15 protein-coding genes and 1 pseudogene are annotated in these 15,288 nt (G+C 70.4%); 8 read left to right on the top strand and 8 right to left on the bottom strand.

Annotated elements, in window-relative coordinates; genetic code table 11:
- Genes IEY82_RS14260 through IEY82_RS14245 form a run of 4 tightly spaced genes read right to left on the bottom strand, consistent with a single transcriptional unit; the run spans position 1 to position 4,085 of the window.
- The gene (locus tag IEY82_RS14260) at positions 1 to 858 is read right to left on the bottom strand and encodes a carbohydrate ABC transporter permease (RefSeq protein WP_225262770.1); all 858 of its coding nucleotides are present in this window, start codon (positions 856 to 858) and stop codon (positions 1 to 3) included.
- On the bottom strand, positions 851 to 1,801 hold the full coding sequence (locus tag IEY82_RS14255; RefSeq protein ID WP_189124588.1) for a carbohydrate ABC transporter permease: 951 nt from the start codon (positions 1,799 to 1,801) through the stop codon (positions 851 to 853). The genes IEY82_RS14260 and IEY82_RS14255 overlap by 8 nt, the downstream gene beginning before the upstream one ends.
- Positions 1,798 to 3,162, bottom strand: a complete 1,365-nt coding sequence (locus IEY82_RS14250; protein WP_189124587.1) for an ABC transporter substrate-binding protein — start codon at positions 3,160 to 3,162, stop codon at positions 1,798 to 1,800. Before IEY82_RS14250 ends, IEY82_RS14255 begins: the two co-directional genes overlap by 4 nt.
- Before the next feature lie 35 nt (positions 3,163 to 3,197).
- Positions 3,198 to 4,085, bottom strand: coding sequence for a sugar phosphate isomerase/epimerase family protein (locus tag IEY82_RS14245; RefSeq protein ID WP_189124586.1), 888 nt, complete (start codon positions 4,083 to 4,085; stop codon positions 3,198 to 3,200).
- Between the two features lie 113 nt (positions 4,086 to 4,198).
- On the opposite strand from IEY82_RS14245, the gene IEY82_RS14240 reads away from it, so the two are divergent.
- The 3 genes and pseudogenes from IEY82_RS14240 to IEY82_RS40340 form a co-directional block, all read left to right on the top strand.
- Positions 4,199 to 5,233 (top strand): zinc-dependent alcohol dehydrogenase, encoded by a 1,035-nt coding sequence (locus IEY82_RS14240; protein ID WP_189124585.1) that lies wholly within the window; start codon positions 4,199 to 4,201, stop codon positions 5,231 to 5,233.
- Positions 5,230 to 6,015, top strand: a complete 786-nt coding sequence (locus IEY82_RS14235; RefSeq protein WP_189124584.1) for a sugar phosphate isomerase/epimerase family protein — start codon at positions 5,230 to 5,232, stop codon at positions 6,013 to 6,015. The genes IEY82_RS14240 and IEY82_RS14235 overlap by 4 nt, the downstream gene beginning before the upstream one ends.
- A pseudogene (locus IEY82_RS40340) lies at positions 6,012 to 7,190 on the top strand (MGH1-like glycoside hydrolase domain-containing protein); the annotation flags it as partial. The gene IEY82_RS14235 and the pseudogene IEY82_RS40340, both read left to right, overlap by 4 nt.
- Before the next feature lie 9 nt (positions 7,191 to 7,199).
- Here the strand turns inward: IEY82_RS40340 and IEY82_RS14230 are convergent.
- Positions 7,200 to 8,303, bottom strand: coding sequence for a zinc-dependent alcohol dehydrogenase (locus IEY82_RS14230; RefSeq protein ID WP_189124583.1), 1,104 nt, complete (start codon positions 8,301 to 8,303; stop codon positions 7,200 to 7,202).
- On the bottom strand, positions 8,296 to 9,429 hold the full coding sequence (locus IEY82_RS14225) for a Gfo/Idh/MocA family protein (RefSeq protein WP_189124582.1): 1,134 nt from the start codon (positions 9,427 to 9,429) through the stop codon (positions 8,296 to 8,298). Before IEY82_RS14225 ends, IEY82_RS14230 begins: the two co-directional genes overlap by 8 nt.
- Here IEY82_RS14225 and IEY82_RS14220 point away from each other — a divergent pair.
- Both IEY82_RS14220 and IEY82_RS14215 read left to right on the top strand, forming a co-directional pair.
- The gene (locus IEY82_RS14220; RefSeq protein ID WP_189124581.1) at positions 9,376 to 10,350 is read left to right on the top strand and encodes a glucosyl-3-phosphoglycerate synthase; all 975 of its coding nucleotides are present in this window, start codon (positions 9,376 to 9,378) and stop codon (positions 10,348 to 10,350) included. The genes IEY82_RS14225 and IEY82_RS14220 overlap by 54 nt on opposite strands.
- Positions 10,347 to 11,471 carry a glycosyltransferase gene (locus IEY82_RS14215; RefSeq protein ID WP_189124580.1) on the top strand — a complete coding sequence of 375 codons (1,125 nt, stop codon included), beginning with the start codon at positions 10,347 to 10,349 and terminating at the stop codon, positions 11,469 to 11,471. Before IEY82_RS14220 ends, IEY82_RS14215 begins: the two co-directional genes overlap by 4 nt.
- Here the strand turns inward: IEY82_RS14215 and IEY82_RS14210 are convergent.
- Positions 11,468 to 12,262, bottom strand: a complete 795-nt coding sequence (locus tag IEY82_RS14210; protein WP_225262774.1) for a universal stress protein — start codon at positions 12,260 to 12,262, stop codon at positions 11,468 to 11,470. The genes IEY82_RS14215 and IEY82_RS14210 overlap by 4 nt on opposite strands.
- Before the next feature lie 77 nt (positions 12,263 to 12,339).
- On the opposite strand from IEY82_RS14210, the gene IEY82_RS14205 reads away from it, so the two are divergent.
- Positions 12,340 to 12,642, top strand: coding sequence for a hypothetical protein (locus tag IEY82_RS14205; protein WP_189124579.1), 303 nt, complete (start codon positions 12,340 to 12,342; stop codon positions 12,640 to 12,642).
- A gap of 99 nt (positions 12,643 to 12,741) precedes the next feature.
- Positions 12,742 to 13,290, top strand: a complete 549-nt coding sequence (locus IEY82_RS14200; RefSeq protein WP_189124578.1) for a phosphatase PAP2 family protein — start codon at positions 12,742 to 12,744, stop codon at positions 13,288 to 13,290.
- On the opposite strand, the gene pip is transcribed toward IEY82_RS14200, so the two are convergent.
- Entirely contained in the window at positions 13,244 to 14,215 is a 972-nt protein-coding gene (gene pip, locus IEY82_RS14195) for a prolyl aminopeptidase (RefSeq protein ID WP_189124577.1), read from the bottom strand. The two genes, IEY82_RS14200 and pip, sit on opposite strands and share 47 nt — an antisense overlap.
- 58 nt (positions 14,216 to 14,273) lie before the next feature.
- Between pip and IEY82_RS14190 the strand changes: the two genes are divergently transcribed.
- Positions 14,274 to 15,188, top strand: coding sequence for a threonine ammonia-lyase (locus IEY82_RS14190; RefSeq protein WP_189124576.1), 915 nt, complete (start codon positions 14,274 to 14,276; stop codon positions 15,186 to 15,188).
- The last annotated feature ends 100 nt before the right edge of the window (positions 15,189 to 15,288 follow it).

Genomic DNA, 15,288 nt, shown 5'->3' with positions numbered 1-15,288 from the left:
CTATCCCTTCTCCGCTCCAGCGGTGAGGCCCTCCGTCAGCAGGCGTTCGCCGGCGAAGAACACGATCACGATGGGCAGTGTCAGAACCACCGATCCTGCCATGAGAACCGTGGTGGGGATCTCGATACTGCCCGCCAGCTGGGAGAGCCCCAGGGAGACCGTCCAGCTCTCCCGCCTCTCGACGAGGAAGAGCAGGGCGAACAGGAACTCGTTCCAGGCGATCATGAACGCGTAGAGGCCGGTGGCCATGAGCGCGGGCTTGGACAGCGGCAGCACGACCCGCCAGATGGTGGACAGCCGCGTGCAGCCGTCGATCGCGGCGGCCTCCTCCACGCTCTGCGGCACGGTCTCAAAGTAGTTGCGCAGCATGTATACCGTGACAGGCACCGTCTGCGCGATATAAACCAGGATCAATCCCACCAGAGAGCCACGAAGCCCCATCATCGTGAAGAGCACGAACAAGGGGATGGCCAGCACGATCGCCGGGAACAGGTAGACGGCCAGGAACAGGAAGTGCACCTGCCGCCGCCCGAAGAACCGCAGCCTGGCCACCGCGTACGCGCCGGGGATGGAGATCAGCAACGTGGCCGCCACGGTCGCGACCGCGACGATCGCGCTGTTGCGCATGAAGGTCAGGAAGCCCTGCTCGCCGAGCACGTTCGCGTACGTGTCGAGGGTGAAGGACCGCGGCCACAGCGAGCCGGGATCCAGGATGAGCTCCTGGATGTCGCGGACCGACAGCATCACCATGTAGAGGAACGGGAACGCGGTGATCGCGAGGAGGAAGGCGATCACCAGCGGCTTCAGCCCGCGCAGCAGCGCCCGTTCGAACCTGTCCCGGCTCATGCCCCTAGTCACGTTCGCCTCCCCCGAAGAACCTGAGATAGACGATCAGGAAGCCCACCAGCACGACCGCGAGCACGATGGCCTGCGCGGCCGAGGCGCCGATGTCGTCGCGCGCGGTGAGGAACTCGTAGACGCGCACGCTGATCACCTCGGTGCCCGCCCCGCCGCCGGTCAGCAGGTAGACGTCGTCGAACTTGGTGAACGTGAAGACGAACCTGAGCACCGACAGCAGCGCGATGATCCGCCAGAGCTGCGGCATGATCACGTACCTGAACCGCTGCGTCGGCGTCGCCCCGTCCACCACCGCGGCCTCGTCCAGCTCGGCGGGCAGCGCCTGCAACCGGGCCAGGATGAACAGGAAGGCGAAGGGAAAGTAGCGCCACGCCTCGAACGCGATCACGGTGAGCAGCGCCACCGGCACCTCGACGCCGAGGAACGTGCCCTTGGCCTGGCTGAGGAAGGCGATCGGCTGACTGAGCCAGGTGTTCACGATGCCGTACTGCGGGTTCAGCATCGTCTCCCACAGGAACGTCACCGCCACCACCGGCGCCACGTACGGGATCAGGATCGAGGCCCTGACCAGGGTCCGGCCCCTGAACCTGTCGCGCAGCGCCAGCGCGGTCACCAGCCCGATCACGATCGACAGCGCCGTGCCCGCCACCGTGTAGACCAGTGTGTTGACCAGGGCCGGCCAGAACCCCGGCTCGGACATCACGTACGAGAAGTTCTCCAGGGTGTAGTTGCCGAAGACGCCCGTCCGGCGGATGTTGATCAGCCGGGCGTCCTGGAAGGCCAGCATGATCGCCCAGGCCAGCGGCAGCACCACCACGACCAGCGTGATGACCAGGGTCGGCGAGATCAGCGCCAGCCCGGCCCGTCCCTCCTGCTCCCGGAGCGTCCGTCCCCGGGGGGCCGGCGCCTGGGCGCGAGGGCGTGCGTCGAGGTCCGTCGTCACTGCCGGATCCCGCGCTTGATGGTCTCCACATCCGTCTTGGCCTGCGCGGCGGCGGCCTGCGGGGTGAGGGAGCCGTCGACGATCGCGCTCAGCGCCTTGGGCACCGGCAGCTCGCCCATCGTGGCGCCGACCAGCTTGCCCTGCCCCTGCGGGATGCCCCAGCGGCCGAGCGTGTCGGGGCTGGCGCGCAGCGCGTCGAGGACGTCGGCCGGGTAGACGTCGGCCAGCGGCTTCTTGGTGTCGACGCCCGCGGGCAGCTCGTTCCACTTGGTCGCGAAGCCCTTACGCGTCGGGAACTTGCCCTCGGGGGCCATCCCGATCCACCGCTCGTAGCCCTCGTTCATCGCGTACGCGATGAACTCGGCGGCCGAGTCCTTGGCCGCGTCGCGGGTCACGGCCCAGGAGACGACCTCTCCGTACTGGGCGGGCACGCTCCCGTCGGGGCCCTTCAGCGCCGTGACGACGCCGGTGTTCCTGGCCAGCCACTGCGGGTCCTCCCGGCACTGCGGGCAGCTGGGCGTCGCGTCCTTACGCAGCCCCGCCAGCTCGTCCAGGATGAACGACGACCAGATGGTCATCGCGGCCTGGCCGGAGAAGTAGGTGGCGCGGGTGGAGTCGACGTCCTGCTTGCCCTTGACCGAGTAGTCCTTCGCCAGCTTCGAGTAGAACTCGAACGCTTTCACGCACTGTGGCGAGTCGATGGCGACATTTCCGGAATCGTCGACGAGCTGGCAGCCGTTCGCCAGCGCCACGTGCTCGAAGCTCTGCGCGGTGAACGAGTCCTTGGGCGCGATGGCCAGCGTGATGCCCGCGACCCCGCCCGTGTTGAGCTTGCTCGCCGCCGCCTCCAGCGCCTCGTACGTGTCCGGCGGCTGGAGCCCCGCCTTCTCGAACAGGTCCTTGCGGTAGAGCACGAGCTGTGCCCACCCGTCGCTCGGCACGGCCAGCAACTTGCCGTCGGAGGTGTCGAGTTCGAGGGCCCGCTGGGAGAAGGAGCTCCTGCCGAGCTGGTCGACGACCTTGCCGGGGGTCTCGGTGTCGAGCAGGTCGTTGGCCTCCATCTCACGCACGGCCGACAACGGCAGCGCCCCGATCACGTCGGGGAGCTCACCGGCCGCCGCGGCGGTGGTGAGAACCTGACTGAACTGGTCTTCGGCCACTCCGGTCAGCTTGACCTTGATTCCGGTCTTCTGGGTGAACTCGTCGGCGATCTGTCTCTGCACGCTCATCCGGTCGGGGAGGTTCTCCTCGGTCCAGACGGTGATCTCGTCGGCGGCGGTCTCGCTGTCGTCGCCGCACGCGGCCAGGGTGGCCGTCGCCAGGATCGCGGCGGAGAGGACGGCGGTTAACCTCTGCGGCATGTACACGCTCCTATGAACGGGAATATGCCGCCCCTTTACCCCCGCACGAGATGACGCAACGTGCGATACGCGATGCCGAGACCGGTCCGTACCTTCTCCGGTTCGCCGCTCCACACGGGATCCTCGTGCTCCACCGACACGACCCCGTCATAACCGCCGTCACGCAGAGCGCCGATCACCTGCTGCCACGCGATCTGCCCCAAACCCGGCACGCGGAAGCGGTACCAGCCCTTCTCGCCGCTGATCGGGCCGTAGAAGCCGAAACGGTTGATCTTCTCCGGCAGGATCTCCGTGTCTTTCGCCTGAACATGCGAAATTTCCGATATATACGGCATAGCGGCCGAAACCGGATCAATTCCCAGGGCCACAAGGTGTGAGGGGTCGTAGTTGAGTTTCAGCCCGAGGGTGAACATCCACTCCCACAGCTCGGGGGAGTAGGCCAGGTTGCCCGGATAGCCGTCGGGGTGCCAGCTCTTCATCGGGCAGTTCTCGATGACCAACTCGATTCCGTGGTCCTCGGCGTACGCGACCAGGGGCTTGAACACCCCGGCGGCGCGCTCCAGGTTGTCGCGCACGGGCAGGCCGGGGTCGCGCCCGACGAACGTGCCGACGGTCGGGCAGCCGAGCGCCGCCGCCGCGTCGACGCAACGCCGCAGGTGGGCGTTCACCTGATCCCCTTGGTGAGGGTGCAGATTGTTCTCGTAGTAGGCGATCGAGGAAAGGGTGAGTCCGGTCTCCGCGAAGATTCGCCCGACGCGATCACGTTCGGCCTCGTCGAAACGATCTACTCTGATGTGATTTCGGGGGTCGGGCGAGGGCCATCCGGCCACCTCGAGTGCGTCGAAGCCTTGCTCCACAGCCCATCGCGCGATTTCGGCCAGGTCGTCATCGGGAAGACATGCTGTCAGAAACCCCAATTGCATCAGTTATCTCCTACGGAAGTCCTAGACTTACGAGCGTTCTAAGCGCGACTATAGTTTGCAAACTCGCGTTAAACCCTTGTCTTTTACTTGATCACTAAGCATAAGTGTGGACAATGCACGTCATCAGCTTCGAAGAGCCAGGCCGTGTCCGCGTCGGCCTGGAGCCCCCCGCCGACCTCCAACCGGGCTGCGTACGGGTCCGGACGATCTATTCCGGAGTGTCGGCGGGCACCGAACTCACCGCCTACCGCGGCACCAACCCCTACCTTGATCGCAAGTGGGACACCGAGCGACGCCTGTTCGTCGACGGCCAGACCCATGCCTACCCGCTGACCGGCTGGGGCTACCAGGAGGTCGGCGAGGTCGTCGAGGCGGCGCCCGACGTCATCGCCCCGCCCGTCGGCAGCCTCGTCTGGGGCATCTGGGGCCACCGCGCCGAGGCCGTCGTCCCGGCCGAGCGGCTGGCGGGCCACCTGCTGCCGCCCGGCGCCGACCCACTGACCGGGGTCTTCGCCCGCGTCGGCGCCATCGCGCTCAACGCCGTGCACGCCGCCGACCCGCACCTGGGTGACCAGATCGCGATCTTCGGACAGGGCGTCATCGGCCTGCTGGCCACCCGCATGGCGGTGCTCAGCGGCGCGCGGGTGGTCGCCGCCGACGCCATCCCGGCCCGGCTGGAGCTGGCCAGGCAGTACGGCGCCGCCGAGACGTTCGACGTGGGCTCGGGATCGGTGGCCGAGTTCGTCCGCAAGCGGATCGAGGGCGCCGACACCGCCATCGAGCTGAGCGGCAGCCACCAGGGCCTGCACGAGGCGATCAGGACCGTGCGCAGGGGCGGCCGGGTGGTCGCCGCCGGCTTCTACCAGGGCGACGGCATCGGGCTCCGCCTCGGCGAGGAGTTCCACCACAACCAGGTGCAGCTCGTCTCCTCCCAGATCGGCGGCGTCGCCTCGTGGCTGGCGCATCGCTGGGACGTCGAACGCCTCCAGCGCACCTTCATGGAGCTCGTGCATCGGGGTGAGATCGAGGTTCTCGACCTGGTCAGCCACGTCGTCCCCGTCGAAGGGGCCGCCGAGGCCTTCGACCTGATCGACCGGCACCCCTCAGAGGTGCTCCAGCTCGTCTTCCGATTCGAGGAGCAACAGTGAAGCTCGCCGCCCAGGAACAACTCCTTCCCGGCCGGACGCTGCAGGAGAAGTTCGCCTTCGCCGTCGAGGCCGGCTTCGACGCCATCGAGCTGCGCGGCAAGGGCGACTTCCACTTCGCCGGCCGCCTCACCGAGCTCAAGCGGGCGCGGGCCGACGGCGTGGTCATGCCGACCGTCTGCGTGGACATGCCGCACTTCATCGGCGACTTCGACGCCGCCCGGCGCACCGACGCCATCCAGCAGCTCAGATCGCAGCTCACGGTCATCGCGGAGCTCGGCGGCATCGGCGTGATGACCCCGGCCTCGTGGGGTCAGTTCTCGCGCAGGCTCCCGCCGTTCGAACCGCCCCGCGGCCCCGAGCAGGACCGCGAGGTGCTGACCGAGGCCCTCGGCGTCCTCGGTGAGCACGCCCAGCGCAACGGCGTGCTGATCATGCTGGAGCCGCTCAACCGGTACGAGAACCACATGGTCAACACGCTCGCCGACGCGGTGTCCTACTGCTCGATGGACTCGATCCGGGTCGTCGGCGACACCTACCACATGAACATCGAGGAGGACGACCCCTGCCGCTCGCTGCTGGACGCCGCCCCCTACCTCGCGCACATGCAGATCAGCGAGTCCAACCGCAACCAGCCCGGCACCGGCCACCTCGACTGGGGCGCGCAGCTGGCCGCCCTCGACGCCGCCGGCTACGACGGCTATCTGGCGCTCGAATGCCGCCTGCGCGGTGAGCCCGAGTCCGTCCTGCCCGAGACGGCGTCCTTCATCAGGAAGTTCCTGTGATCCTGCGCGACGCCGTACGCATCCTGGTCGGCAACTGGGACGGCAGCTACACGGTTCCCTCGCGCCGGCTCTACCCGCACCAGTGGAGCTGGGACTCCGCCTTCATCGCGATCGGCAACGCCCGCTGGGCCCCGCGCCGGGCCCGCTCCGAGCTGTTGACGTTGTTCGGGGCCCAGTGGCGCGACGGCAGGGTGCCGCACATCGTGTTCAACCCCAAGGTGCCGCTGGGCGCCTACTTCCCCGGCCCGGAGTTCTGGGACGTGCGGGCGCCGTCCGGCTCGGCGACCTCCGGCATCGTGCAGCCGCCGGTGCACGCGCTGGCCGCCTGGCGGGTGCACCAGGCCGAGCCCGACCCGGCGTTCCTGCGCCGGATCTATCCCCGGCTGGTGGCGCAGCAGCAGTTCCTGCGCACCGCCAGGCGGTCGGCCGACGGGCTGATCTCGATCGTGCACCCCTGGGAGTCGGGCATGGACAACAGCCCCGCCTGGGACGCGCCGCTCGCCGCCGTGGAGGCCGAGCCGTCCGGTGTCACACGCAGGGACCTCGACCACGTCAGCGCCCACGAGCGGCCCACCGACCGTGACTACGAGCGCTACACCGCGCTCGCCCGCGCCTACCGCGACTCCGGCTACCGCCGCCCCGGGGCGTTCTGCGTCGAGGACCCGCTGTTCAACGCCGCGTACGGGGTGGCGGAGGCGACGCTCGCCAAGATCGCGGACGTGTGCGGCGGGGATCCCGAGCCGCACCTGCGCGAGGCCGCCGCGGTCACCGAGGCGATGGTCGAGCACCTCTACGACGACGGCCTCTTCCAGGCCCGCGACGTGCTCACCGGCTGCCCGATCCGCTCCAACAGCGCCGCCGGCCTGGTGCCGCTCATGCTGCCCGGCCTGCCACGCGAGATCGTCAACGGGCTGATCGGCACCGCGCTCGACCGCTTCGGGCTCAAGGACGGCGTGCTGCCCAGCTTCGCCCCGGCCGCGCCCGAGTTCGACGCCGCGCGCTACTGGCGCGGCCCGAGCTGGATCAACCTCACCTGGCTGGTCTGGCAGGGTCTCCGGCACCGCCGCCCCGACCTGGCCGGCCCGCTGGCCGACAGTGTGATCAGGGCCATCAGGCAGGCGGGGTTCCGCGAGTACTTCGACCCGTTCAGCCTGCTGGGCCACGGTTGCCACGACTTCAGCTGGTCAGCGGCGCTGCTCCTCGACGTGGTCGCAGAGCACGGCCTGGACGGCGTGCCGCCTGCGGGCCGCGAGGTCGGACAGCAGCCCGGGAGCCTCGGCGAAGCCGACGACATCGGTGACCACGTGCTCGCGTAGCAACGGGCCGCGCCGCCTGAGCAGGGCGATCGTCTCGTGCGAGAGCCGCTCGCGGTCCCACAGGTGGGCCAGGCCGCGCGGCACCCTGCCGATCTGGGCGCAGCGCAACGTCAGCCCGTTGTGGTGGAACTCCTCGCCGAGCCGCACCTCGTCCGCGCCCTGCGTGTAGAAGGCCAGGTCGATGACCGTGCCCTGCGGCCGGAGCACCTTGAGCGCCAGGGCCAGCGCCCGCGACTGGCCCCGGCACTGGAACACCACGTCGGCGCCTCGGTCCTGCGGCCCGTGCCGCCAGCGCCGCTTCAGCTCGACCGCCGGCTCGGCGTCGAACTCCAGCACGTTCGCGCCCAGGGACTCGGCGACGCGCAGCCTGGCCGGGGTCTCGTCCACGACCACCACCTCGGCAGCGTCGTACGCGAGGGCGAACGACGCCGTCAGCAGGCCGACGACGCCCGCGCCGACCACCACGACCCGCCGCCCCCGCACGCCGTCGCCCAGCTCGCGGACGGCCGGTCCGTGCAGGTCGGCGGCGGCGTGCAGCAGGCCGTTGGCGCAGATCGGGCCCATGTGCGCGACGTAGATGCCGAGCACCGGGTCGAGGTCCTCGGGCAGCTCAACGAACCGGTCGGCCATCGGGTCGGCCACGTAGCCGGTGCGGTGCCCGTAGGCCATCGCGACCAGCGCGCCCTCCCGCACCGACCGGGTACGGGCCTCGACGACCCTGCCCACCTGCATGTAGCCGATGCCGCGCACCGGGTAGGCGATCGACGGCGTGCCGGTCATGAACAGCCCGAGCGCCGGGTCCCACGACGAGACCAGGTAGGGGTTGCTCCCCTTGACGTAGGTGAGCTCTGTGCCCGCCGAGATGCCGCTGTGCGTGGTGGCCACCCGGAACCCGCCCTCGGGCACGGCGGCCAGCCTCTCCTCGACGAGCTCGATCTCGCCGGGCGCCTCGATGCTCAGCACCTCACCCATCGAGCATCACCGGCCTCCGTTCCTTCGCCGACCGCGCCAGCGCGAGCGCGAGCCGGTGCGTCCGCAACGCCTCCCGGTACGGCGCGCGCACGTCCGCCTCCCTGCCCTGGACGGCGTCGACGAACGCCCGATCCACCCGGGTCTTGGCCTGCCCGTCGTCCTGGACGTGCGTCTCACCGTCGACCATCAGCCCGTTCTCGCTGAGGTCGAGCGCGATGCCCTCGGCGTGCACCTCCAGGCCCACCCGGTGCTTGTGCCGCAGCAGGCTCGTGGTGGCCAGCAGCCCGGTCGCCCCGCCGGCGAACCGCAGCACCGCGGCCGTGGCCCGGTCCACCTGGCCGTCCACCTGGCCGCCCGACTGCCCGTCCGCTTGGTCTTCGGCCGGTACGGCATGCACCATCGTCGCCTCGCCCACCAGCACCCGGGCCAGGTCGAGCACGTGCACCGCCTGCTCGACGATCTGGCCGCCGGACCTGCCGGGGTCCAGCCACCAGCCGACCGGGGGCACCTTGTCGAGCCAGTGACCGAGGGCGAGCCGTACCGGACGGCCGGCGAGCAGCTCTCGCGCCCGTTCGACGATGTCCAGATAGCGCCAGTGATGACCGACCGCGGACGGCAGGCCGCGGCGGTCGAGCTCGGCGGCGACGGCCTCGGCCGTGGCCAGGTCAAGTGAAAGCGGCTTCTCCACAAAAATCGGGAGATCACACGACAAAGCGTCAAATTCCGGGTTACCGTGCGCGAAGGGAGGGACGCAGACGTACACCGCGTCCAAGCCGCCCGCTTCGAGCAGCGCGGCGTGCCCGCCGTAGGCGGGACAGTCGTACCGTGAGGCCAGTGCCTTGGCCCTGAGGGGATCCGTGTCGGCGATGCCGGCGATCGTCACGTCGGCGAAGCCGGACAGGACATCCGCATGGCGAGCGGCCACATTTCCGGCACCGATGATGCCGATACGCGTGATAGGGGACACATCCCGGCATATCCCACCTAGGCGGGCAATCAAACAACATGTTCGAACCCGCAGCAAAAGGGCAGATGTCGCCGACCGTGGACAGACGAGATCGGGGCTGAGTGCATGAAAGCAGACCTGCGGAGCTTGGCCAGAGTCCAGGAATGGTATGGCCCCCATACGAGCACGGCCGCGGAGTGGCCGCTGGACGCTCTCCTCCTGGCCAAGGGCACGACGACGGTGAGCGTCGTGCTGCCGGCGCGCGACGAGGAGCGGACGGTCGGCGACATCGTCCGCGTGATCCGCCGTGATCTCGTCGAGCGAACCCCTCTGGTGAACGAGATTCTGGTCGTCGACTCCAACTCCACTGACGCGACCGCGGCGCGGGCGGCCGCCGCCGGCGCCCGGGTGGTCGCGCAGGACGCCGTGCTCTCCCAACTTCCCCCGCTCACCGGCAAGGGCGAGGCGCTGTGGAAGGGCCTGGCCGCCACCAGCGGCGACATCGTGGTCTTCGTCGACGCCGACCTGCGCGACTTCGGCGCGCACTTCGTCACCGGGCTCCTCGGCCCGCTGCTCGTGGACCCCGACATCCAGTTCGTCAAGGGCGCCTACGAGCGTCCCTTCACCGGTGCGGACGGCGTGCCGCGGCGCGGCGGCGGCGGCCGGGTCACCGAGCTGGTGGCCCGCCCCCTCCTCAACATGTTCTGGCCCGAACTGGCCGGGTTCGCGCAGCCACTCGGCGGCGAGTACGCGGGCCGCCGCGCGATCCTCGAACAGGTCCCCTTCGTCACCGAGTACGGGGTGGAGTTCGGGCTGCTCGTGGACCTGCTGGAGCTGGCCGGGCTGGACGCGCTGGCCCAGGTCGACCTCGGCACCCGCGCGCACACCCACCAGTCGACGACCGCGCTCGGCCGGATGGCCGGGCAGATCCTGCAGACCGCCTGGTCGCGGCTGGAGCGGCAGGGACGCCTCTTCACCGCCGAGCCGCCCGCCCACACCCTGCTGCAGTTCGGGCTCGACGGGCAGGCCGACCTGGTGGACGTGGCCGTGGCCGAGCGACCTCCGCTCGCCTCGCTCGTACACGAGGAGGACGTGGCATGAACGTGCTGGTGAACGCGGGACCGTGGCTTCAGGTCCCGCCGCCCGGATACGGCGGCATCGAGAACGTCGTGGCCACCCTCGTGCCTCCGCTGCGCGAACGCGGGGTCAGGGTGATCCTGGCCTCGGTCGGGTCGAGCACCCTTGAGGTGGACGAGCTGATCAGCGTCTATGACGAGGGCCGGTTCTCCGAGCTGCAGAAACCGTACAACCAGGTCATGGGGATCGCCCACGCGCACCAGGCGATGGTGGCGCGCGAGCTGGCCCGCCGCGACGACGTCGACCTGGTGCACGACCACCTCGAGGTGGTCGGCCCGGCCGTACTGGCCGCGCTGGGCGGCCCGCCCGTGCTGCATACCCTGCACTGGGACCTGCGCAAGCACGCCGCCTTCTACGAGGCGTTCCCGTCGTCGATCGCGGTCAACGGCGTCTCCGAGTCACAGCTCCGGCGCGCGCCCGACGCCCTGCGGGGGGCGTCGCTGGGCGCGATCCACCTGGCCACCCCGATGGCCGGCCGTGAGCCGCACGGGCCGCGCGGCGAGCGCTTCGTGGTGATGGGCCGGGTCTGCGGGCTCAAGGGCCAGCACGTGGCCGCCCGCATCTGCCAGAAGCTCGGCCTGCCGCTCGTCCTCGCCGGCCCGGTCAGCGGCCTCGGCAGCCAGGCCGAGCTGGAGATCGTGGCCCAGAATCCCGATCATCCGCTGCACGGCCATCCCGACGTGCGCTACCACCTGGACGTGGTGTCCGCCTATCTCGACGGCGACCTGGTGCGGTGGGTCGGCGCGGTGGAAGGCGCGGAGCGCGACGAGCTCTACGCCTCCGCGCGCGCCGCGCTGTTCCCGATCCAGTGGGACGAGCCCGGCGGCACCGCCGTCGTCGAGGCGCTGGCCCTCGGGGTGCCGCCGGTCGGGCTGCGCCGCGGCTGCCTCCCCGAGATCATCGACCACGGCCGCACCGGGTTCCTCGCCGACACCGAGGAGGAACTGGCCGAGTGGCTGCAGCGGGTGGACGAGATCGACCCCGAGGAGTGCCGCCGCGAGGCCGCCCGCCGCTTCTCGCCCTCGGTGATGGCCGAGCGCTACCTCGAGATGTACGAGACGGTCGTCGCCAGGAGCCGGCGCTAGGCGTAGCCGCGGGGCAGCACCGTGACCGGCCGAGGTGAGGCCCGCAGCACCTTCATGGCCAGCTCGCCGAGGAACACCCGGTGCGGCTGCGCGTCCTCGCTGGCCGCGCACACCAGCAGCTCACCGGGCAGCCACTCCACCGTCTCCAGCGCGGCGGCCACGTCGTGCGCCTCGGCGACCTCCGTCTCCGCCTCGATGCCGGTGCTCTCCCAGGCGAGCCGTACGGCCAAGGCCAGATCGTCGCGGAGCCGGTCGGGATCGTCGGTGCGCAGGTCGAGGGTGATGAGCCGGAGCGGGACGCCGAGCCGCAGAGCCGCCTGGGCCACCCGGTCGACCGCCTCGTCACACTGCGGCCGGTGCACGTAGGCGAGCGTGAGCCGCGAGGGCGCCCCGACCGGCTGGTAGCCGGCGGGCGCCAGCAGGACCGCCTCGGACGACAGGTGCAGCAGCCGGTCGGCCGTGCCGCCTAGCGCGATGCGCCCGTGCTGCCCGCCGCCCGCCGAGCCGACCACGATCAGGTCGGCCCTGATCCGGCTGGCCAGCACCGACAGCCCGCGCCCCGCCCCCCGGCTCTCGAACGTGAGGAAGTCGGCGGGCAGGTCGCCCAGCTCGGCCGCCGCCTGTGTGAGGCCGGCCTGCGCCTCGACCGCCTGCCCCGGGCTGCCCGGAGGGTAGATCGTCGCCACGGTGAGCTCGCCACCGGTGACCCCCGAGATGGCGGCGCCGAGCGCCAGGGCGTCGTGTCCCCCAGCGCCGGTGGTGTAGCCGACGATCACGTGCTCTCCGATCACGCCTGCCTCCCTACCCGCTCTCACCTGGGAATACGCGAACCTTTTGGCGAGTTGTAAACCTATGGAGGCGCAAGAAATTGAAGATCACTCTTGACACTCGATTCAATGGATCTCTGGGCCCGATCACGTTGCGTGAGGCCGTCCAGCAGCTCAAGGCACATGAGCTCGCATGTACCGTAGCCCCCGATCATCTCGACGAGAAGGTCACCGTCTTCTCCTCCTGCGTGGAGCGCGGGTTCACGCCGCTCCGCAGCGAGATCATGGCGGCCTACTACGTCGCCGAGCTCGACGCGACGACCGAGGCCTTCAACCGCGGGCTCATCACCGAGGGCGAGCTCAACCAGAAGCGGCTCGACCTGGCCCGACAGGTCCTTCGCTGATCGACCGAATGGCCGATGGCTTTCGGCCGTGAGATCGAGGCGAGCAATGCTGATCATCCGTAAGGTCGTATTCATCGACCGTTCACGGATGGGATCCCTGTGTACCGCGACATCGCCGACTACGCTCTCAGCACGCCCGGATGGCTGCACACGCTCGCCGAGGTGGGCACCGACGCCGGGCTGTTCGTCTTCATGGCCCTCTTCGGGCTGTGCTGGTGGCGGGCGCGGCGCGCGGACGCGCGCGATCTGGCGATCGCCATCGCCGGGCCCGCGGGCGTGGTGGGCGCGTACATCGTCAGCGAGATCCTGAAGCTCCTGATCAAGGAGGACCGGCCGTGCCGGGGCGGAGTCGCGACGATCGCGCCGTGCCCGCCCCCGACCGACTGGTCGTTCCCCAGCAACCACGCGGTGATCGCCGCCGGGGCCGCCGGCACGCTCATCCTGGCCTGGCGGGCGCTGGCCTGGGTGGTGCTGCCGCTGGCGGCCGTGATGGCGTTCTCGCGGGTCTTCGTCGGCGTGCACTACCCGCACGACGTGGCCGCCGGCTTCCTGCTCGGCCTGGTGCTCGCGCCGCTCTTCGCGCTGCTGCTCGTCGGCGCCGTCACCCCGGTGGTACGGCTCGTGCGAAGCCGTCTGTCGCCCGGATGAGCCGGTCCACGATGCCCGGCTCGGTGGCGGAGTGCCCGGCGTCGTCCACGACCTGCAGCTCCGCCTCGGGCCAGGCTCTGTGCAGGTCCCAGGCGGTGGCCATCGGCGTGCACACGTCGTAGCGGCCCTGCACGATCACCGCCGGGATGTGCCGGATCCGGTCGACGCCGCGGATGAGCTGGTCGGGTTCGAACCAGCCCAGGTGCCGGAAGTAGTGGTTCTCGATCCGGGCGAACGCCACCGCCATCCGCTCCTCGCCGAACGTCTTGACCAGCTCGGGATCCGGCAGCAGCGTGACCGTGGCCCCCTCCCAGCCCGCCCAGGCCCTGGCCGCGGCCAGCCGCGCGACGGGATCCTTCCCTTCGAGCCGGGAGGCGAAGGCGGCCATGAGGTCATCGCGCTCCTCGGCGGGGATCGGTTCGACGAACGACTCCCACAGGTCGGGGAACAGGTGGGACGCCCCCTCCTGGTAGAACCACCGCAGCTCACGCGGCCGCAGCGTGAAGATCCCGCGCAGCACCAGCTCCGTCGTCCTGTCCGGATGCGCCTGCGCGTAGGCCAGCGCCAGCGCGCTGCCCCACGAGCCCCCGAACACCTGCCAGCGGCCGATCCCGAGGTGCTCGCGCAGCAGCTCCATGTCGGCGACCAGGTGCCAGGTGGTGTTGGCGGCGAGAGACGTGTCCGGATCGCTGGCGTGGGGCAGGCTGCGCCCGCAGTTGCGCTGGTCGAACAGGACTACGTCATAGAGCTTGGGATCCCACTGCCGGCGGTGCGTGGCGGTGCACCCGCCGCCCGGCCCGCCGTGGAGCATGACGGCCGGCTTGCCGCCGGGGTTGCCGCAACGTTCCCAGTAGATCTGGTTGCCGTCGCCCACGTCCAGCAGGCCTGAGGCGTAGGGCTCGATCGGCGGATAGTGGGTTCTCATGCGCAAGATCCTGCCACGCCGCGCCGCCCGCGCTGATCGGGAACGTAGGGTGGGCGGCATGCGACTGGTGGAGATCGCCGACATCCGAGCCGCCGCCGACCGGATCACCCCGGTCGTCGTCCACACCCCGCTGGTGCCCATGGACGGGCTCTGGATCAAGGCCGAGAGCCTGCAACGGGTGGGCTCGTTCAAGATCCGCGGCGCTTACAACGCCGTGGCCTCGCTGCGCCCCTCCGGTGTCGTCACCCACTCCTCCGGCAACCACGGCCAAGCCCTCGCCTACGCGGCCCGTGAGTTCGGGGTGCCGTGCGTGGTCGTGGTGCCCGAGGGCACACCGCGGGTCAAGGCGTCGGCCATCGAGCGCCACGGCGCCGAGCTGATCGTCGTGCCGCCCGAGCAGCGGCTCTCCGCCGCCGAGAAGCTGGTCGAGGAGCGCGGGCTGACCATGATCCCGCCGTACGACCATCCGGCCGTCATCGCCGGGCAGGGGACGATCGGGCTGGAGATCGCGACCGAGCTGCCGGACGTCGAGCTGGTGCTGGTGCCGGTCAGCGGGGGCGGGCTGGCCTCCGGCATCGCGGCCGCGATCAAGGCGTCGAGCCCCGGCGTCCAGGTGCTCGGCGTCGAGCCGGAGCTGGCCGCCGACGCCGCGGAGAGCCTGGCGGCCGGACGGCCGATCGCCTGGGAGCCGGCCAGGACGTTCCGCACGATCGCCGACGGCCTGCGCGCCGACCTGTCGCCGCTCACCTTCGCCCACCTGCGCCGGCACCTCGACGGCATCGTCACGGTCTCCGAGGACGAGATCCGGCAGGCGATGCGCCACCTCTTCGGCTCGGCCCGTCTCGTGGCCGAGCCGAGCGGCGCCGTCGCGACCGCGGCGGTCCTGTCGGGGAAAGTCCCGGCGGGGCGGCGCACCGTGGTCATCCTGTCGGGCGGCAACGTCGACGCCGACCTCTATCGCCAGGTGATCTAGGCCGTGTTTCATAAGGCGCGGAGCCACTGGTTGATGGCGGCGATGGTGAGTGTGGCCTCGTAGCGGACGGCGAGCTTGTCATAGCGGGTGGCCATGCCAC

It is taken from the genome of Nonomuraea cavernae (assembly GCF_014646355.1).
Taxonomy (GTDB): domain Bacteria; phylum Actinomycetota; class Actinomycetes; order Streptosporangiales; family Streptosporangiaceae; genus Nonomuraea; species Nonomuraea cavernae.
This window is presented reverse-complemented; position numbering and strand designations above follow the sequence as displayed.

Coding starts and splice junctions, on each gene's coding strand:
- IEY82_RS14250 (WP_189124587.1), bottom strand. CDS start 3,162: ATGCCGCAGAGGTTAACCGCCGTCCTCTCCGCCGCGATCCTGGCGACG.
- IEY82_RS14245 (WP_189124586.1), bottom strand. CDS start 4,085: ATGCAATTGGGGTTTCTGACAGCATGTCTTCCCGATGACGACCTGGCC.
- IEY82_RS14240 (WP_189124585.1), top strand. CDS start 4,199: ATGCACGTCATCAGCTTCGAAGAGCCAGGCCGTGTCCGCGTCGGCCTG.
- IEY82_RS14230 (WP_189124583.1), bottom strand. CDS start 8,303: ATGGGTGAGGTGCTGAGCATCGAGGCGCCCGGCGAGATCGAGCTCGTC.
- IEY82_RS14220 (WP_189124581.1), top strand. CDS start 9,376: ATGAAAGCAGACCTGCGGAGCTTGGCCAGAGTCCAGGAATGGTATGGC.
- IEY82_RS14225 (WP_189124582.1), bottom strand. CDS start 9,429: ATGGGGGCCATACCATTCCTGGACTCTGGCCAAGCTCCGCAGGTCTGC.
- IEY82_RS14215 (WP_189124580.1), top strand. CDS start 10,347: ATGAACGTGCTGGTGAACGCGGGACCGTGGCTTCAGGTCCCGCCGCCC.
- pip (WP_189124577.1), bottom strand. CDS start 14,215: ATGAGAACCCACTATCCGCCGATCGAGCCCTACGCCTCAGGCCTGCTG.
- IEY82_RS14190 (WP_189124576.1), top strand. CDS start 14,274: ATGCGACTGGTGGAGATCGCCGACATCCGAGCCGCCGCCGACCGGATC.